The sequence below is a fragment of the Bradyrhizobium sp. genome (genome assembly GCF_049586575.1).
Classification (GTDB): Bacteria; Pseudomonadota; Alphaproteobacteria; order Rhizobiales; family Xanthobacteraceae; genus Bradyrhizobium.
In genome coordinates, this window is sequence record NZ_JBAVCF010000197.1 from 1 (window position 1) to 18543 (window position 18543).

Here is an 18543-nt window from a genome sequence, read left to right on the forward strand (position 1 = left end):
GTCCAGGCGAGCCCGCGCCGCACCGACAACGCGATGTCGATACCTTTCACGGCGACGATCAACACCGCCAGCGCCGCGAGCACCGCCACGAGCGAAAAATCCGTCAGCCATGCGACAACCGCGAACAGAATTCCCAGGTTCAGCTTGACGAATTCGGGAAATTTGCACCGCATCAACTTCGGTCCCGCGACCTCGAACGCATTGAGCACCGCGCACATCGCCATGCCGGCAACGATGCCGCCGAGATGCGCACCCCAATCCACCCTCGGCGCGAGAAAGGCGATGACGAGGTTAAGGCCGAGGTTGACGACGAAGAAACTCGCCGGCAGATCGATCCGCTTCAGGAGCTTCAGGCTCAACAACGCGCCGAGAACGCCGGAGATGCCAGCGGATGCGCCGACGCTGAAGTAGAAACCCGGATGGGTAAAGATGCCGGTGAGCGCACCGGCAATCACCGAAGCGAAGTAGATCAGCAGGAAATAACTGGTGCCGATGCGGCTCTCGAGCGGACCGCCCCACCAGACCAGGCACGCCATGTTGGTGAGAATGTGCAACATGCTGCCGTGCAAGAAGGCATAGGCGACGAGTCGCCAGTATTCGTGACGCGCCAGCGCGCCGCTATAGATGGCGCCTGAGCGCAACAGTACGTCCGGGCTCGGGACCGGCATGCCCGAGCGCTGCAGGGTGAGCGCGTAGACCAGGATATTGACGGCAAGCAGCAACGCCGTCGCCGTGTGCGGGAACTCGAACGCGCCGACGGAACGATTGAATCTCATGACAGATGCGCGACCGCCAGATTTCAGACCGAGGCGGATTCAGCCTTAGAGCGTCTTTAGCACGGACGCAAGCACCGGCGAAGCTCACTGTCATGCGGCATCGTTTTGACCGATGCGCTCTTGCGGAAAATATCCTCGGGCTATACCGGAAGCAATTGGCCGGCAGGCTTCGTCGTCACGCTCGCTCGATCATCGTCGAGCGGCAAATCGAGAACGTCTTCGAACTCGACGACATTGTCGATCTCGGTCCCCATCGCGATGTTGGTCACCCGCTCCAGAATGAATTCGACAACAACCGGTACCTGATATTCCTTCATCAGTTCGCGCGCGGTTGCAAAGGCTGCCTGAGCCTCAGCAGGATCGGTCACGCGGATCGCCTTGCAGCCGAGGCCCTTGGCAACCGCTACGTGGTCGACGCCGTAGGCGCCAAGTTCCGGCGCATTGATGTTCTCGAACGACAACTGCACATGGTAGTCCATGTCGAACCCGCGCTGCGACTGGCGGATCAATCCGAGATAGGAGTTGTTCACGACGACATGAATGTAGGGCAACTTGAATTGGGCGCCGACCGCGAGTTCCTCGATCAGGAACTGGAAATCATAGTCGCCTGACAGCGCGACGATTTCGCGGTTAGGATCGGCGGCTCTCACGCCCAGCGCGGCAGGCAGCGTCCAGCCCAACGGCCCCGCCTGCCCGGCGTTGATCCAGTTGTGCGGCCGGTAAACGTTGAGGAACTGCGCACCGGCGATCTGCGACAGGCCGATGACGCTGACATAACAGGTGTCGCGGCCGAACGCCTTGGTCATCTCCTCATAGACGCGCTGCGGCTTGATCGGAATATTGTCGAAGTGGCTCTTGCGCAGCATCGACCGCTTGCGATCCTGGCACGCCGCGGGCCATGCCTGCCGCTCCTTCAGCTTGCCGGCCTTGCGCCATTCCCTCGCAACCGTCACGAACAGCTCAAGCGCGGCTTTGGCATCGGACACGATGCCGAGATCGGGGTTGAAGACGCGTCCGATCTGGGTTGGCTCGATATCGACATGCACGAAGGTGCGCCCCTTGGTGTAGGTCTCGATCGAGCCGGTGTGCCGGTTGGCCCAGCGGTTGCCGATGCCGAGCACAAAATCGGATTCCAGCATCGTCGCATTGCCGTAACGGTGGCTGGTTTGCAGTCCAACCATGCCGGCCATCAACACGTGGTCGTCGGGAATGGTACCCCACCCCATCAACGTCGGCACGACGGGAACATTGACGGTCTCGGCGAACTGCACCAGGAGATTGCTCGCGCCGGCGTTGATGATGCCGCCGCCTGCCACGATCAGCGGACGATCCGCGGCATTGAGCATCTCCAGCGCCCTCTCGACCTGCTTGCGCGTCGCAGCCGGCTTGTAGACAGGCAACGGCTCGTAGGTTTCGGCGTCGAATTCGATTTCGGCGACCTGGACGTCGAACGGCAGATCGATCAGCACCGGACCCGGGCGGCCCGATCGCATGACATGGAATGCCTGGCTGAAGATGCGCGGCACCAGCGCGGGCTCGCGCGCGGTCACCGCCCACTTCGTCACCGGCCGCGCGATCGATTCGATATCGACCGCCTGAAAATCTTCCTTGTAGAGCCGTGCGCGCGGCGCCTGACCGGTGATGCAAAGGATCGGGATCGAATCCGCGATCGCCGAATAGAGACCCGTGATCATGTCGGTCCCGGCCGGGCCCGATGTGCCGATGCAGACGCCGATATTGCCTGCCTTGGCGCGGGTATAGCCCTCCGCCATGTGCGAGGCGCCCTCGACGTGACGCGCCAGAATGTGGTTGATCGAGCCGCGCTTCTTCAGCGCCGAGTACAGCGGGTTGATCGCGGCGCCCGGAACCCCGAAAGCACAGACCACGCCTTCCTTTTCCAGGATTCGCACGGCCGCATCGATTGCCCGCATCTTCGCCATTTCACACTCCGGTCGATGATTTCCAATTCAGGGATCATCGGACGGAGCGGCACATCATCTCAACGGAATCGAATTTATTTCCCGCAAGATGACATGGCGGGGATTTTCTTACGTGCGCTCAAGTCATTAGCTGCGATAAAAAATGGAAACGCCGCGCAGCGAAAGCCGCACTTTCAACCGACGGCTTCGCCGACCTGTGGCATCACGCCACCGAGCACAACCGTCAGTTCGGCGGCAACTGCGCGCACGATGCAACCGAGAACCGGCAACCTTTCGTCGGTGATCCGGCTGGTCATGCCGGAGACGGAAATCGCCGCCAAGGGCTCGCTGCAGTCATTATAGACGACCGCTGCGATACAACGCAGTCCGATGCGCGCTTCCTCATCGTCGATCGCATAGCCGCGCCGCCGGACGGCTTCGAGTTCCCTGAACAGTTCGCCTGGCCGCACGATCGACTTTTCCGTCAGCCGCGGCATGCCCTGCCGGCAGATGATGGCGTTGACGTCCTCATCGGAATAGGTGGCGAGCACCGCCTTGCCGACGCCGGACGCCACCATCGCGACCCGGCCGCCGACCTTGGTAAGCGAGCGCATGATCTCGCGGCTTTCAATACGCGTCAGCACAATGATCGCTTCGTCGTCGACGACCGCGAGATTGGCTGTTTCGCGCGTCTGGTCGCGCAATTTTCGCAAATACGGCATGGCCTGCGCCGTGAAGTTACGGCGGCGGGCGAAGGTCGCCCCGACGGAGAAGCTCTGCGCGCCGACATGCCACTTCGATTCATGACGGTCGAAGTGGACGAAGCGGCGCTTTTCCAGCGTCGCCAGCAGGCGATGGACGGTGGATGTCGACAGGCCCGTGCGGACCGCAAGATCCGTGAGGCGGTATCCCTCGTCGTCTTCGGCCAGCGTCTCGATGATCGAAAGCGCGCGATCGACCGATTGAACGCCGCCGTCCCTGGGATCGGACTCGATGTCCGCACCGGGCCTGAGTTCTAGCACTTTTCGACGGATTACGTTTCTCTTCATCGCGACCTGCTCACGGTGACGTATTTACCACTCGACAAAACCGCGCTGTCAAAAAGTCCGGAAAGAATGCCGCCCGATTTGCCGGGCGGCATTCTTTATCGCTTAGAGAAGGCCCGCGCCGCGCGCCCACTTATACTTGGCGGCCAGCACCTCGACCGGGATTTCGGTCGAGTAGGCGTAAGCCGGGATGCCGTTCTGATAGAGATATTCGGCGGCTTCCTCGACCTCGATGTCGCCGGCCAGCGAAGCAACGATCGGCTTCACGAAGCCTTTGGCTTCCATTTCCTTCTTCACTTCGACCATGTTGCGCGCAAACACCATCGGCGGCGTCACGATGGTGTGCCAGTAGCCGAGGATCAGCGCGTGGATGCGATCATCGGTGAGACCGAGCTTCACTGTATTGACGTAGGTGATCGGCGGCTCGCCACCGGTGATGTCGACCGGGTTGCCGGACGCGCCGAACGGCGGGATGAACTTGCGGAAGGCCGCATCCAGATCCGGCGGCATCGCCATCAGGGACAGGCCGTTATCCACCACCGAGTCCGACAGCAGCACGCCCGAGCCGCCCGCACCAGTGATGATCAGCACGTTCTCGCCCTTCGGCGTCGGCAGCACCGGAACGCCACGTGCGAAGTCGAGCAGTTGTCTCAAGCTGCGGGCACGGATCACGCCTGACTGCTTGAAGACGTCCTCATAGATCTTGTCGTTACCGGCGAGTGCGCCGGTATGCGAGGACGCCGCCTTGGCGCCCGCCGAAGTGCGGCCGGCTTTCAGCACCACCACCGGCTTCTTCTTCGACACCCGCTTGGCGGCTTCGGCGAAGGCGCGGCCGTCCTTGAGGTCCTCGCAATGCTGGGCAATGAGGTTGGTGTTCGGGTCCTGCTCGAAGAAGGCGAGCAGATCGTCCTCGTCGATGTCAGCCTTGTTGCCGAGACCAACGATCGCCGAGACGCCCATTTTCGCCGAGCGCGAAAAGCCGATGATCGCCATGCCGATGCCGCCGGATTGCGACGACAGCGCCGCGTGGCCCTTGACGTCGTAGGCGGTACAGAAGGTCGCGCACAGATTGGCGGGCGTGTAATAGAAGCCGTAAATGTTCGGCCCCATCAGGCGGACATCGTACTTCTTGCCGACCTCGACGATCTCGGCCTGCAATTCCGGATGACCGGCTTCTGCGAAGCCCGACGGAATCAGTACGGCGCCCGGAATTTTCTTCTCGCCGCATTCGGCTAGCGCCGCAGCCACGAATTTTGCGGGGATCGCGAACACCGCGACATCGATCACGCCGGCCACGTCCTTGACGCTCTTGTAGGCCTTGTAGCCGAGGATATCGGCCGCCTTGGGATGGATCGGGTAGATGTCGCCCTTGTAGCCGCCGTTGATGAGGTTCTTCATCACGGAGTTGCCGATCTTGCCGTCTTCGGCGGAGGCGCCGATCACGGCAACCGCCTTCGGCTTCATGATACGGTTCATCGCCGTGACGATTTCCTCGGTCGAACGCGGCTTCTCGCGCGGCTTGTAGTCGAAGTCGACGACGATGCGCACGTCGGCGGCGATCGCGTCCTTTTTGGTGGCAAATACCGGGTTGAGATCGAGCTCGACGATTTCGGGGAAGTCGCTGACGAGCTGCGACACCTTGACGATCACGTCGGCCAGCGCCTCGCGGTTGACGGGATCGCCGCCGCGCACGCCTTTGAGCATTTCGTGCGCCTGGATGCCGTCCAGCATCGAGAGCGCGTCATCTTTGGTAGCCGGCGCGAGACGGAAGGTGACGTCCTTGAGAACTTCGACCAGCACGCCGCCGAGACCGAACGCTACGAGCTTGCCGAACGAGGCGTCGGTGATGGAACCGACGATGACTTCCGTGCCGCCGGCGAGCATCTGCTGAACCTGGATGCCCTCGATCTTGGCGTCGGCTTTATACTTCTTGGCGTTGGCCAGAATGGTGTCGTAGCTCTTCTGGGCGTCTTCGGCGGTCTTGACGCCGACCACCACGCCGCCGGCCTCGGTCTTGTGGAGGATGTCCGGCGAGACGATTTTCATCACCACCGGAAAGCCCATGCCGGATGCCATTTTGGCCGCCTCGGCTGCCGATTTGACGACACCCTCTTTGGGAACCGGGATTCCGTAAGCATCGCAAACAAGCTTGCCTTCGGGCGCCGTCAGGCTCGTGCGCTTGTCCGCCTTGACTGCATCGAGGACTTTGCGGACCGCATCTTTGGAATTCGACATTCGTTTCCTCCTTGACTTCAATTCTTTGGGCGCAGGCCAGACATGCTGGCTTCAGCATCATGTCCTGGCGGGCGCGGGATTGGTCGGTTCTTCATGGGATGGCAAGCCCCAGCGCCCGTCTTTCCGAAATTCGGGCTCCGTCTCAGCAGCACCGTCTAACGCGCTTCGGAAAGTCATGGGCACCGGCAACTCAATGATTCCAGTACCGCTTATCGATTGGACGTCTCGCAGTTGCACTGCAGCGACTTCGGATCGGGCGGTACCGGTGCATTCTTGCAGCTTGGGCAAGCCACAGAATAGGTTCGCATGGCATTTGGTATGCCAGAAACGAAATTGTCAAGTCAGCTAAATGCTGAAAACAGGCGCAACTTGACATTCTGGCATGTGGTATGCCAAAAATTATTGAGTTGTGGTTCTTTAATTACCAGATATGCCAAGGCCAAACCAATCAGGGCAACATTGAGCATGGCAGACGCAGACATCGCCGTGGTCCGGATCGTGCCGGAGACGAGCTTCAAGAACAAGGCATATGAGGCGCTTAAGGAAGCCATCCTGAAAATGGACATCTACGCGACGCCCGAGCCGGTGATGCTCGATGAGCGCGCGCTGTCGGAACGCCTGGGTGTCAGCCGCACGCCCATCCGCGAAGCGATTGCGATGCTGGAGCAGGACGGCCTCGTGAAGACGGTTCCGCGCCGCGGTATCGTGGTCGTGCGCCGTACCAAGAGCGAGATCGTCGACATGATCCGCGCCTGGGCCGCGCTCGAGAGCATGGCCGCGCGATTGATCACGACCACCGCGCGCAAAAAGGACATTTCCGCGCTGCGTGACTTCTTCAACGATTTCGGCAAGGACCGCCTGCCCGAGCATCACGTCGACGAGTATTCGAAAGCCAACATCGCTTTCCACCAGGCGCTGATCGCGTTGAGCGAGTCGCCGGTGCTCATCGATATGACGAACGATATCCTTTTGCATGTGCGCGGCTACCGCCAGTTGACGATCGGGCGCGTCGAGCGAATCGCAACATCCCTGCCCGAGCACATGGCCATCATTGATGCCCTCGAACAGCGTGATACCGACTTGGCCGAAAGGCTGGCGCGGGACCACACCCTCGGCCTTGCGGCTTATGTCGAAGCCCACGGCAAGGAACTGTTCTAGTGGTCCGATTCTAACCCATCGATCCTTCCTCGCGCGTTTCGCGATCAATCAGGGGACGAACTCGTCCTCATAAAAAACGACCAAGGAGAAGCGGAATGTCCGCAGTAGTACAGAGCATTGACGCCTCGGCCGAGCAGGAATTGACCGACGGCTTTCATCTCGTCATCGATGCGCTCAAGCTCAACGACATCAAGACGATTTACGGCGTGCCGGGCATCCCGATCAGCGACCTTGGCCGCATGCTGCAGGCTGAAGGCATCCGCGTGCTCTCGTTCCGCCACGAGCAGAACGCCGGTTATGCGGCGGCGATCGCCGGCTATCTCACCAAGAAGCCCGGCATCTGCCTGACCGTTTCGGCCCCCGGCTTCCTCAACGGCCTGACCGCGCTCGCACACGCCACCACCAACTGTTTTCCCATGATCCTGATCTCCGGCTCTTCCGAGCGCGAGATCGTCGACCTGCAGCAGGGCGACTATGAGGAGATGGACCAGCTCGCCATCGCCAAACCGCTGTGCAAGGCCGCGTTCCGCGTGCTGCATGCCGCCGATATCGGCATCGGCTTCGCGCGCGCGATCCGCGCCGCGGTCTCAGGCCGTCCCGGCGGCGTATATCTCGATCTGCCCGCCAAGCTGTTCGGCCAGGTCATGAATGCCGAAGCCGGCCGCAAGTCGCTGGTCAAGGTGATCGATGCGGCGCCGGCCCAGATCCCCGCCCCTGCTGCCGTCAAGCGCGCGCTTGACGTGCTCAAGGGCGCGAAGCGTCCGCTCATTATCCTGGGCAAGGGCGCCGCCTATGCGCAGGCCGACGACGATATCCGCGCCTTCGTTGAAAAGAGCGGCGTGCCGTTCCTGCCGATGAGCATGGCCAAGGGCCTGTTGCCCGACCTGCATCCGCTATGCGCCGGTGCGGCACGCTCGACCGTTCTGAAAGATGCCGATGTGGTCATGCTGATCGGCGCCCGTCTCAACTGGCTATTGTCGCACGGCAAGGGCAAGAGCTGGGGCGACGCGCCGAAGAAATTCATCCAGATCGACATCGAACCCAAGGAAATGGACTCCAACGTCGAGATCGTCGCGCCCCTCGTCGGCGATATCGGTTCCTGCGTCTCCGCACTGTTGTCGGCCATGGGCAACAACTGGACCGCGGCTCCAGCCGACTGGGTCAAGACCGTCACCACCAAGCGCGAGGACAACGTCGCCAAGATGGCGCCGCGGCTGATGAACAACAACTCGCCGATGGATTATCACGGCGCGCTCGGCGTCCTGCGCACGATCATCAAGGAACGGCCGGACGCCATTCTCGTCAACGAAGGCGCCAATACGCTCGACCTCGCCCGCGGCGTGATCGACATGCACAAGCCGCGCAAGCGGCTCGACGTCGGCACCTGGGGCGTGATGGGCATCGGCATGGGTCAGGCGATCGCGGCTACCGTTGAAACCGGCCATCCCGTGCTCGCGGTCGAGGGCGACAGCGCCTTCGGTTTCTCCGGCATGGAGGTCGAGACCATCTGCCGCTACAACCTGCCGATCTGCGTCGTCATCTTCAACAATAACGGCATCTATCGCGGCACCGACGTCAATACCGCCGGTTCGGATCCGTCGCCGATGGTGTTCGTGAAGGGCGCGCGCTACGACAAGATGATGGAAGCGTTCGGCGGCTTCGGCGTCAACGCCACCTCCCCGGACGAGCTGAAGCGCGCCGTCAACGCGGCGATGGACTCCGGCAGGCCGACCCTCATCAACGCGGTGATCGACCCGGCGGCCGGCACCGAGAGCGGACGCATCGGCAACCTCAATCCGCAGAGCGCTCTCAAGAAGAAATAACCCTACAGATCCACGAGCTCCCGCACGGGAGCAGACATGAGACGGAGTAAGACTATGACAAAGGCGCTCAAGGGCGTTCGAATTCTCGACTTCACCCACGTTCAATCGGGGCCTACCTGCACGCAGTTGCTGGCCTGGTTCGGTGCAGACGTGATCAAGGTAGAGCGCCCCGGCGTCGGCGACATTACGCGCGGGCAATTGCAGGACATCCCGAAAGTGGACAGCCTGTATTTCACCATGCTCAATCACAACAAGCGCTCGATCACGCTCGACACCAAGAATGCCAAAGGCAAGGAAGTCCTCACCGCGTTGATCAAGACCTGCGACGTGCTGGTGGAGAATTTCGGCCCCGGCGTGCTCGATCGCATGGGTTTTTCCTGGGAAAAGATCCAGAGCATCAATCCGAAGATGATCGTGGCGTCGATCAAGGGTTTTGGCCCCGGTCCCTACGAGGACTGCAAGGTCTACGAGAACGTCGCGCAATGCACCGGCGGGTCCGCTTCGACCACCGGTTTTCACGACGGGCTGCCGCTTGTGACCGGCGCGCAGATCGGCGACAGCGGCACCGGCCTGCATCTCGCGCTCGGCATCGTCACCGCGCTTTATCATCGGACCCATAGCGGCAAAGGTCAGCGCGTCACCGCCGCCATGCAGGACGGCGTGCTCAATCTCTGCCGCGTCAAGCTGCGCGACCAGCAGCGTCTCGCCCACGGCCCGCTCAAGGAATACAGCCAGTTCGGCGAAGGTATTCCGTTTGGCGATGCAACGCCGCGCGCCGGCAACGATTCCGGCGGTGGTCAGCCCGGCCGCATCCTCAAGTGCAAGGGCTGGGAGACCGATCCCAACGCCTACATCTATTTCATCACTCAGGCTCCGGTCTGGGAGAAGATCTGCGACGTGATCGGCGAGCCCGGCTGGAAGACCCATCCTGACTACGCCAAGCCACCGGCCCGGCTGCCGCGCCTGAACGAAATCTTCGCGCGCATCGAGCAATGGACAATGACCAAGACCAAGTTCGAGGCGATGGAGATCCTCAACAAGGATGACATTCCCTGCGGTCCGATCCTGTCGATGAAGGAACTCGCCGAGGACCAGTCGCTTCGCGCCACCGGCACCATCGTCGAGGTGGATCACCCCGTGCGCGGCAAGTACTTGTCGGTTGGCAACCCGATCAAGCTGTCGGACAGCCCGGCAGAAGTGAAGCGCTCCCCGCTGCTCGGCGAGCACACCGACGAAATCCTGCGCCAGGTGCTCGGCTTCTCCGATCATCAGGTGAAAGAAATCCACGATTCGGGGGCACTGGATCCCCCTCAAAAGGTCGCTGCCGAATAGATCGGCCCTGCGATCATGGTTCAGGCCGCCGGATTCCGGCGGCCTTTTTCTTTGTAAAAACAAAGCTTTAAAGTTAAAATTGGTGCGTTGCGAAAGGTGTTATGCTGCTATGCAAACAAATCAATTGTCCGTGGCATCTGGTATACGTAGATTAGGTCAGTCCCACTGTCCAACATCAAGGAACGCCACATGTCCACGATCACCGCTATTGCTTTCGCGCCGTCCACCACCCTACTCAGCCGCCTGCTCGCGGCCATCGACCGCAGGCTGCTGGCCTATGCCGAGATAACGATCCGAAACGGCGATGTCCCCCGCTGCATCGTTTGATACACATCGAACTATCGGATCACTCCCGAGCTGAAAAACCTTTTTCCAGCTAATGGCTCCCAAGCATTGGGAGCCATTTTTTTTGCGCATGGCAGCGGTTGGGCCGTTATGCATTGAGTGACGGCCGTAGTAGCATCGGTAACCTGTGACCCGAAATGCGCGCTGCAGAACCGGCTTCCCCCAGCGGTCTCTATCAACAGGATATCTCGCGGGCGCCAGACACAAATTGCAAAAATCGCCTTGCGCTCTGGAATATAATATACCAGAATTGTGTATCTGCAGCGCTTGACCTCCGATGTGGGTGGGCCAAAAAAGCGCGCATTAGGAGGAGACACAATGATGGCAACCGCAGCTAGTGCGCCGAGCCAAGGGATACCAAACAGCTTTCGGTGGACGCAACTGATCACCGGCCTCATCTGCATGGCGATGATGGCCAACTATCAATACGGCTGGACATTCTTCGTCGGCCCCATGGCGAAGGCGCATTCCTGGCAAATCGCCAGCATCCAGGTTGCATTCAGCCTCTTCATTGCGTTCGAGACCTGGTTGACGCCCATTGAGGGATTCATCGTCGACTGGATCGGCCCTCGGGGTCCAAAAATAATGGTAGCGATCGGCGGCGTGTTCGCTGCTTGCGGTTGGCTGATCAACTCCAGGGCCGACTCGCTGGAGATGCTGTATTTTGGCGCGATCCTTTCCGGCACAGGTGCGGGCGCGGTCTACGCCACCTGCGTCGGCAACGCGGTGAGATGGTTTCCTGATCGCCGTGGCTTGGCCGTCGGCCTGACAGCCGCCGGTTTCGGTGCGGGCGCCGCCCTCACCGTCATTCCAATCCAGAAAATGATCGGGTCGATCGGCTACGCCGACACCTTCTTCTGGTTCGCGCTCGGTCAGGGAGGCATCGTCTTTGTGCTCGCCTGGATCCTCCGCCCGCCGCGCGCCGGCGAAGTGCCGTCCGCCTCGGCCGTGAAAGTCCTGCAATCGAAGAATAGCAGCAACCCGGGTCAAGTGCTTCGGTCTCCGCTGTTCTGGATCCTCTACCTGATGTTCATCGCGGTGTCCGCGAGCGGCCTCATGGTTACCGCCCAGCTCTCGATCATCGCCAAGGACTACGGCGTGGCGCAAACGATTATTCTGTTTGGCCTGCCCACGCTGACGCTAGCTGGCGTCATCGACAGTCTGTGCAACGGCGGCGCCAGGCCATTCTTTGGCTGGGTGTCCGACCAGATCGGCCGCGAATACACCATGGCGATCGCGTTTAGCTTAGGCGCCATCGCCTACTGGCTACTTGGAACGGCAGGCACGACGCCGTGGGCATTCGTGATCTGCGCCGCAATCGTCTTCTTCACGTGGGGCGAGATCTTCAGTCTGTTCCCCTCGACCACCACCGATATATTCGGGCCGAAATACGCCACGACCAACACCGCCCTTATGTACTCAGCGAAGGGAATGTCGGCCTTTGTAGTCCCGCTGGCTAACGTGCTGAAGGTACACACAGGCAGCTGGCACGCGGTGTTTGTGGTCGCGTCGATCCTGAATCTTCTGGTGGTGGCGTCGGCCTTGTTCGTCGTACGGCCGATGCGGGCTTCGATGAGCGCCGCGGAAAAGGACGGCGCGGTGGCGCAGCCGGCGGAATAGCTGCAAAGGCCGTCGGCCCTTCCATCCGCCAAGAAATATCGGGGCGCACTTCGGTGCGCCTCTCTTTTTGCCGAAAGCGATTGGCATACAAAATACAATAAGATGCGCGGCTTTTCCCTTGCGGCACGTCCCGCTTAAAAACGTCAGTAATATTGCCGTTTTCTGCCAACTAACGGCTTCTAAAAGTCAGTTGACAATTGGCATAATGTATACCAATTTTATAGCTGTTAATGGCCCTGACCCCTGCGGCTGACCTTGAGGAGCTTGCGATGAAAGTCGGAGACATCCTGCGCAAAAAGACCGCGCGTATTTCAACCATTCGCATGAACGAAACAGTGGCCATTGCGGCTCAGCTGATGCGCGCCGGAAATGTCAGCGCCCTTGTCGTCAAGGACGTCGTGCGCACCGAAGGCAACACTGCTGTCGGCATGTTCACCGAACACGACGTCGTGCGTGCGATTGCCGAACACGGCGCAGCCGGGGTCAACATGAAAGTGTCCCAGCTGATTTCAGTTCAGCAACTGGTGTCGTGCACCTCCAGCGATACGCTGGAAGATGTTCGGCATCTGATGAACAAACATCATATCCGCCACTTGCCCGTGATCGACAATTACAGTCTGTGCGGCGTGGTCAGCATTCGCGATATCTCGACGGCTTTCGACGAAGAGGCCATGACCACGGTGTTCGCCGCTTCGGCCTGAGGTCCCTGCTCTCTTGATTCATTTTCCAGTGCGGAAATTTCATTTCCGCGCAATACGGCGACGTGTCCAAACTTCTCATCCCGGGTTCAGGTAGGTCACATGAAAATCTGCATTTACGGCGCCGGCGCGATCGGCGGCTATCTTGGAGTTCAGTTTGCCCGCGCGGGCGCAGACGTAAGCCTGGTCGCGCGTGGCGCGCATCTGGCCGCGATGCGCGCGAACGGATTGAAACTCTTGATCGGCGAGGAAGAACGCGTGGTCCGTCCGCGCTGCACCGATGATCCCGCCGAACTCGGCGCCCAGGATGTCGTCATCATCTGCCTGAAGGCGCATTCCATCACCGGCACCATCGATGCGATGCAGCCGCTGCTTTCGGAGAAAACCCGCATCGTCACCGCCGTGAATGGCATTCCCTACTGGTATTTCTATAAACACGGCGGTGTTTACGAAGGCTCGACGCTGGAAAGCATCGACCCGGGCGGCCGGCAATGGCGCGAACTGCGCCCGGAACGCGCGATCGGATGCATCGTTTACCCGGCGACCGAGATCGTCGCGCCCGGCGTCATCCAGCACGTCTATGGTGACCGCTTTCCGATCGGCGAGCCTTCCGGCGAAACAACAGAGGACGTCCGGCGGCTGTCCACCTTGTTCAGTGATGCCGGCATGCAGGCGCCGGTGCTCGATCGCATCCGCGACGAGATCTGGCTGAAACTCTGGGGCAACGTTTGCCTCAATCCCATCAGTGCGCTCACGCATGCGACGCTCGACGTGATCTGCTCCGATCCCGCAACCCGCGCGTTATCGAAAGCAATCATGCTCGAGGCCCAGGCGATCGCCGAAAAATTCGGCGTCAAATTCCGCGTCGATGTCGAACGACGGATCGAAGGCGCACGCAAGGTCGGCGCGCACAAGACGTCGATGTTGCAGGATCTGGAGCGCGGCCGGCCGATGGAGATTCAGCCGCTGGTATCTGTGGTTCAGGAAATGGGACGGCTGACCGAAACCGCGACGCCGGCGCTCGATGCCGTGCTGGCCCTCGTTGTCCAACGCGCCAAGGTGGCGGGATTGGGCTGCACCGCAGGGCCGATCGCGGCGCCCGCACCCGCTTTTGCATGATCAAGCTGTCCTGACCACGCCATCGCCCCGGTAGACATTTGCCGGCCGGAACGGCATCCTTTCCTCTGCAAAACAGAACAAGGTGCGTCAACACGCGCCTTGAGAGGAAGAGGCGCAAAAGGCCGGCATATGATCAAAACCCGATTCACCGAACTTGTCGGCGTCGAGCATCCCATCGTCCAGGGCGGAATGCAGTGGGTCGGCCGGGCCGAACTGGTAGCGGCCGTTGCCAATGCCGGCGCGCTCGGCTTCATCACCGCGCTGACGCAACCAACCCCTGAAGATCTGACCAGGGAAATCGCGCGCTGCCGCGACATGACCGACAAGCCTTTCGGCGTCAATCTAACCATTCTCCCTTCGATCAAGCCCCCGCCCTACGCCGAATACCGTCAAGCCATCATCGAAAGCGGAATCAGAATCGTCGAAACCGCCGGCAACAAGCCGCAGGATCACGTCACCGAGTTCAAGAAGCATGGCGTCGTGGTCGTGCACAAATGCACCAGCGTACGCCACGCGCTGTCGGCCGAGCGCATGGGGGTCGACGCGATTTCGATCGACGGCTTCGAATGCGCCGGTCATCCCGGTGAAGACGATACACCCGGCCTGATTCTGATTCCGGTTGCCGCCAACAGGGTCAAGATACCGATGATCGCCTCCGGCGGCTTTGGCGACGGACGCGGTCTGGTCGCCGCCCTCGCCCTCGGTGCGGAGGGCATCAACATGGGCACCCGATTCATGTGCACCAGGGAAAGCCCGATCCATCAGAAGATCAAGGAACGCATCGTCGCCAATGACGAGCGCGAGACCGAGCTGATTTTCCGCACCATGCGCAACACCTCGCGCGTCGCCAGGAATGCCGTCTCGACCCAGGTGGTCGCGATGGAGAAGGAAGGCGCGGCCTTCGAGCAGGTTCGAGAGCTCGTCGCCGGCGCGCGCGGCAAGATGGTCTACGCCTCAGGCGATGCGGATGAAGGCATCTGGTCCGCCGGTCAGGTCCAGGGCCTGATCCACGACATCCCGAGTTGCGCGGAGCTCGTATCGCGCATCGTCCGCGAGGCCGAAGCCATCATTCAAAGCCGGCTGGAAGGCATGTTATCACCCAACCGCCGCCAGGCCGCCGAATAAGCCAATCCACCTCGTCACCAGTCAACGATTAGGAATGATCATGAAGGCCTATGTTTACGGCGCCAATGGCGCTGAAATTACTGACGTCGCCGAGCCCTCGCCGAAGGGCACGCAAGTGCTGGTCCGCGTCCGCGCCTGCGGCCTCAACCGTGCCGATCTCGGCATGACCAAGGGGCACGTCCATGGCAGCGCCGGCGGCGCCGGCACGGTATTGGGCATGGAATGGGCTGGCGAAGTCGCCGAACTCGGTCCCGACGCCAAAGGCGTCAAGGTCGGCGAAAAGGTGATGGGCTCGGGCTCTGCCGCCTTCGCCGAATATACGCTCGCCGATCACGGCCGCCTGTTCCGCGCGCCCTCGAACATGAACTTTGACGAAGCCTGCACGCTGCCCATTGCGATCACCACCATGCACAACGCGGTCGTCTCCGTAGGCGGCCTGCAGGCCGGGCAAAGCGTCATGATTCAGGGCGCAAGCTCCGGCGTCGGCCTGATGGGATTGCAGATCGCGAAGTTCAAGGGCGCAAAACTCGTGGTGGGCTCCTCGACCGACGCAAGCCGCCGCGCGCGACTGAAAGAATTCGGCGCCGATCTGGCGGTCGATTCCAGCGATCCAGCCTGGGTCGACCAAGTGTTACAGGCCACGTCAGGCGAAGGCGTCGATCTGATCGTCGATCAGATCTCAGGCAAGGTCGCAAGCCAGAACCTGAAGGCAACCAAAATCAAGGGCCGCATCGTCAATGTCGGCCGGCTCGGCGGAACGCACGCCGATTTCAACTTCGACCTGCATGCGGCGCGCCGCATCAATTATATCGGCGTTACCTTCCGGACCCGCTCGATCGACGAAATCCGCGAGATTTTCGACCAGGTCCGAAAGGATATCTGGCCGGCGGTCGAGCAGCGCAAGTTGCAGCTGCCGATCGACAGAGTGTTTGCCTTTGACGACATCGGCAAGGCATTCGAACACATGGAAGCCAATAGGCATCTCGGCAAGATTGTCGTGACGTTTTGAGATTTGCGTCAGCGGAGCATCCCATGAAGACTCTTATCTTCACGATGGCAGCAGCCGTGCTTGCCGGCTCGGCATTTGGCGCCTTCGCGCAGGACGTCAAGCAGATATTGGCGCCGAAAGGAAAGCTGCGCGTCGGCGTCTACTACGGCAGCCCTACCTCGATGGTTCGCGATCCCAGGACCGATGAGGTCCATGGGCTGACTTTCGATCTGGGCCACGAGCTCGCCAAACGGCTTGATGTCCCGTTCGAGCAGGTCAACTACCAGCGGATTTCAGACGTTCTTGAAGGCATGAAAGCCGGAGACGTCGACGTCACGGTCAGCAACTCAACGCCGGCGCGCGCCGCTTCGGTCACGTTCAGCCAGCATCTGCTTACGATCGAACTCGGATACCTCGTCACGGCCACTTCTCCGATCACGACCGTGGCCGACATCCAGAAGCCCGGCCTTCGCATCGGCGTGACGCAGGGGAGCACGTCGCAGGGCACGATTCCAAAATTGCTGCCGAATGCAACGGTCGTGCCCGCAGAGAACTACAAGCGCGGTGTCGAAATGCTCGAGCACGGCGAGATCGACACCTACGCCACCAACAAGCCGACCTTGTTCGAGATGTCTGACCAGATGCCGGGATCGCGGGTGCTGGACGGCCGATGGGGCGAGGAACACCTCGCAGTCGCGATCCCGAAAGGCCGTGAGGCCGCGCTGGAATATATCCAGCAATTCATTCAAGACGTCCAGACCAACGGCCTGCTTGCCCAATCCGTCGAACGCTCCGGATTGAGGGGCGCTGTGAAGTCGCAGTAGATCCCCCGCGTTAAAAGCGCAAATGTCACGCGCCCGCACATTCCCGCTGTCGGCTACGACGATATTCAGTTCGAGGAGTCGCGCCTCGACCGCAACTTGCGCCCTGCCATCGTCTTCAACATGGCAATTTGCCGAAAGAAGTCGTTCTTTGGCTGAGCAGGTGTGCCCAGTACCTTCGAGCCGGCCGCGAGGTCCGACATGACGCCAGCCTGCGCTCCAATCTCGGTGCCCTGACCGATTCGAAGATGTCCAGCCATCGCCGCCTGCCCGCCGACGCGAACAAAATCCTCAAGCACCGTTGAACCTGAGATGCCGACCTGTGCGACGACGACACAACAGCGGCCGAGGACGACATTGTGGCCGATCTGCACAAGGTTGTCGAGACGAGACCCGGCGCCAATCACCGTGTCGCGCGACGATCCCCGATCAATGGTCGTATTCGCCCCGACTTCCACGTCGTCCTCAAGGATCACCCGCCCAAGCTGAGGCACCGACAGGAAACCGTCTCGAGTGGAGGCAAATCCGAAACCTTCCTGTCCGATCCGAGCGCCGGGATAGACGTATACGCGCGCGCCCAACAACGCGTGACTCAAGCTGACATGTGCGCCAATCCGGCAGTCCGGACCGACCACGACGCCATTTCCAACAACGGCGCAAGGTCCGATGCGGCAACCGCGACCTATTTCCGCGCCGGACTCGATGACGACCAGCGGTCCAATCTCCGCCGACGGATCGACGACGGCACTGCTCGCCACAATGGCCGAGGGATGAATGCCCGGAGAGACCGGCAATGCGGGATGGAATAATGCCGCGACCCGCGCCCAGCCTGCATATGGTTCGACCATGACGATCGTCGCGGTCGCCTTGGGTACTCTTGAAGCGACATCGGGATGCACAATGACAGCACCGGCCAACGTCCGATCGAGAGCCGGCAAATAACGCCGGTTGTCCAGAAAGCTTACTTCGCTGGGGCCGGCCGTTTGCAGGGGCGCTACGCCCTCAAGCAGCAGGTCTACGTCGTTGGAAATTCCGCCTGCCGCTCCGGCGACAATCGCCAGAGAATAGGGCCCGCTTCGCTGGAAAAATCTTGGATTGCCGGCAATTACTTCAGGCATATCATTCATTCCCCACGCAATGTAATGGTTTGCGTGACAATAATAAGAATCTACGCGTTGAAGCTGCCAAACGAGTGCCGAGCGGCTTCGTGCATCACGAGCTAGCTCAACAACGTGCGTGTCTTTGCACTGGCGTCATAGATTTCTATCTGAAGCATCGGATAGGCCGACTTCAGTTTTCGACCCGACGCCTCAGCTGCGTCGACAGTGTCGAATTCCGACTTGAAATGACCGTCGACGACGGTTACGAACCCGTCAACGGGTGGCCTGTCGGCGCGAAGCCTTTTCTTGGGCTCCGGCTCTTCAATTGAGAGAACTGGTTTTTTCATCATTAAATCCTTTGCTGTCAGTTTGAACGTTTCCTGCTGCGAGGCACCGCCTGCCGGACTCAGTCAGCCCAAGGGTACCAAGCCGTCTGAG

At 60.7% G+C, this 18543-nt stretch carries 16 protein-coding genes; 10 read left to right on the forward strand and 6 right to left on the reverse strand.

The genetic code is table 11. The features are described 5' to 3' along the window. The 4 genes from WB528_RS07450 to WB528_RS07465 form a co-directional block, all read right to left on the reverse strand. A partial coding sequence (locus tag WB528_RS07450) for a rhomboid family intramembrane serine protease (protein WP_423887774.1) occupies positions 1-776 on the reverse strand: 776 nt, incomplete at its 3' end. A 140-nt stretch (positions 777-916) separates the two neighbouring features. After that, positions 917-2716 carry a glyoxylate carboligase gene (gcl, locus tag WB528_RS07455; RefSeq protein ID WP_423887775.1) on the reverse strand — a complete coding sequence of 600 codons (1800 nt, stop codon included), beginning with the start codon at positions 2714-2716 and terminating at the stop codon, positions 917-919. 173 nt (positions 2717-2889) lie between these two features. Further along, on the reverse strand, positions 2890-3744 hold the full coding sequence (locus tag WB528_RS07460) for an IclR family transcriptional regulator (protein ID WP_423887776.1): 855 nt from the start codon (positions 3742-3744) through the stop codon (positions 2890-2892). 102 nt (positions 3745-3846) lie between these two features. Then, positions 3847-5976 (reverse strand): acetate--CoA ligase family protein, encoded by a 2130-nt coding sequence (locus WB528_RS07465; RefSeq protein WP_423887777.1) that lies wholly within the window; start codon positions 5974-5976, stop codon positions 3847-3849. Positions 5977-6441: 465 nt separating this feature from the next. On the opposite strand from WB528_RS07465, the gene WB528_RS07470 reads away from it, so the two are divergent. From WB528_RS07470 to WB528_RS07515, 10 genes are all read left to right on the forward strand, one after another. Beyond that, entirely contained in the window at positions 6442-7134 is a 693-nt protein-coding gene (locus WB528_RS07470; RefSeq protein WP_423887789.1) for a GntR family transcriptional regulator, read from the forward strand. Between the two features lie 95 nt (positions 7135-7229). Next, positions 7230-8957, forward strand: coding sequence for an oxalyl-CoA decarboxylase (oxc, locus tag WB528_RS07475; RefSeq protein WP_423887778.1), 1728 nt, complete (start codon positions 7230-7232; stop codon positions 8955-8957). Positions 8958-9011: 54 nt separating this feature from the next. Continuing rightward, positions 9012-10289: a formyl-CoA transferase gene (frc, locus tag WB528_RS07480; protein WP_423887779.1), complete on the forward strand. Its 1278-nt coding sequence runs from the start codon at positions 9012-9014 to the stop codon at positions 10287-10289. A 189-nt stretch (positions 10290-10478) separates the two neighbouring features. Further along, positions 10479-10616 (forward strand): hypothetical protein, encoded by a 138-nt coding sequence (locus WB528_RS07485; RefSeq protein WP_423887780.1) that lies wholly within the window; start codon positions 10479-10481, stop codon positions 10614-10616. A gap of 339 nt (positions 10617-10955) precedes the next feature. After that, complete coding sequence (oxlT, locus tag WB528_RS07490; protein ID WP_423887781.1) at positions 10956-12254, forward strand: oxalate/formate MFS antiporter; 1299 nt, start codon at positions 10956-10958, stop codon at positions 12252-12254. Between the two features lie 269 nt (positions 12255-12523). Further along, on the forward strand, positions 12524-12955 hold the full coding sequence (locus WB528_RS07495) for a CBS domain-containing protein (RefSeq protein ID WP_423887782.1): 432 nt from the start codon (positions 12524-12526) through the stop codon (positions 12953-12955). Positions 12956-13054: 99 nt separating this feature from the next. Continuing rightward, positions 13055-14071 (forward strand): 2-dehydropantoate 2-reductase, encoded by a 1017-nt coding sequence (locus tag WB528_RS07500; protein WP_423887783.1) that lies wholly within the window; start codon positions 13055-13057, stop codon positions 14069-14071. A 129-nt stretch (positions 14072-14200) separates the two neighbouring features. Further along, positions 14201-15196 carry an NAD(P)H-dependent flavin oxidoreductase gene (locus tag WB528_RS07505; RefSeq protein ID WP_423887784.1) on the forward strand — a complete coding sequence of 332 codons (996 nt, stop codon included), beginning with the start codon at positions 14201-14203 and terminating at the stop codon, positions 15194-15196. Between the two features lie 40 nt (positions 15197-15236). Then, positions 15237-16205, forward strand: a complete 969-nt coding sequence (locus WB528_RS07510; protein WP_423887785.1) for a zinc-binding dehydrogenase — start codon at positions 15237-15239, stop codon at positions 16203-16205. 23 nt (positions 16206-16228) lie between these two features. After that, positions 16229-17008, forward strand: a complete 780-nt coding sequence (locus WB528_RS07515; protein WP_423887786.1) for a transporter substrate-binding domain-containing protein — start codon at positions 16229-16231, stop codon at positions 17006-17008. A 65-nt stretch (positions 17009-17073) separates the two neighbouring features. Here WB528_RS07515 and lpxD read toward each other — a convergent pair whose 3' ends face one another. Both lpxD and WB528_RS07525 read right to left on the reverse strand, forming a co-directional pair. After that, complete coding sequence (gene lpxD, locus WB528_RS07520; RefSeq protein ID WP_423887787.1) at positions 17074-18123, reverse strand: UDP-3-O-(3-hydroxymyristoyl)glucosamine N-acyltransferase; 1050 nt, start codon at positions 18121-18123, stop codon at positions 17074-17076. Between the two features lie 101 nt (positions 18124-18224). Beyond that, positions 18225-18452: a hypothetical protein gene (locus tag WB528_RS07525; protein WP_423887788.1), complete on the reverse strand. Its 228-nt coding sequence runs from the start codon at positions 18450-18452 to the stop codon at positions 18225-18227. Between the last annotated feature and the right edge of the window lie 91 nt (positions 18453-18543).

Coding starts and splice junctions, on each gene's coding strand:
- gcl (WP_423887775.1), bottom strand. CDS start 2,716: ATGGCGAAGATGCGGGCAATCGATGCGGCCGTGCGAATCCTGGAAAAG.
- WB528_RS07460 (WP_423887776.1), bottom strand. CDS start 3,744: ATGAAGAGAAACGTAATCCGTCGAAAAGTGCTAGAACTCAGGCCCGGT.
- WB528_RS07465 (WP_423887777.1), bottom strand. CDS start 5,976: ATGTCGAATTCCAAAGATGCGGTCCGCAAAGTCCTCGATGCAGTCAAG.
- WB528_RS07470 (WP_423887789.1), top strand. CDS start 6,442: ATGGCAGACGCAGACATCGCCGTGGTCCGGATCGTGCCGGAGACGAGC.
- oxc (WP_423887778.1), top strand. CDS start 7,230: ATGTCCGCAGTAGTACAGAGCATTGACGCCTCGGCCGAGCAGGAATTG.
- frc (WP_423887779.1), top strand. CDS start 9,012: ATGACAAAGGCGCTCAAGGGCGTTCGAATTCTCGACTTCACCCACGTT.
- WB528_RS07485 (WP_423887780.1), top strand. CDS start 10,479: ATGTCCACGATCACCGCTATTGCTTTCGCGCCGTCCACCACCCTACTC.
- oxlT (WP_423887781.1), top strand. CDS start 10,956: ATGGCAACCGCAGCTAGTGCGCCGAGCCAAGGGATACCAAACAGCTTT.
- WB528_RS07495 (WP_423887782.1), top strand. CDS start 12,524: ATGAAAGTCGGAGACATCCTGCGCAAAAAGACCGCGCGTATTTCAACC.
- WB528_RS07500 (WP_423887783.1), top strand. CDS start 13,055: ATGAAAATCTGCATTTACGGCGCCGGCGCGATCGGCGGCTATCTTGGA.
- WB528_RS07505 (WP_423887784.1), top strand. CDS start 14,201: ATGATCAAAACCCGATTCACCGAACTTGTCGGCGTCGAGCATCCCATC.
- WB528_RS07510 (WP_423887785.1), top strand. CDS start 15,237: ATGAAGGCCTATGTTTACGGCGCCAATGGCGCTGAAATTACTGACGTC.
- WB528_RS07515 (WP_423887786.1), top strand. CDS start 16,229: ATGAAGACTCTTATCTTCACGATGGCAGCAGCCGTGCTTGCCGGCTCG.
- lpxD (WP_423887787.1), bottom strand. CDS start 18,123: ATGCCTGAAGTAATTGCCGGCAATCCAAGATTTTTCCAGCGAAGCGGG.
- WB528_RS07525 (WP_423887788.1), bottom strand. CDS start 18,452: ATGAAAAAACCAGTTCTCTCAATTGAAGAGCCGGAGCCCAAGAAAAGG.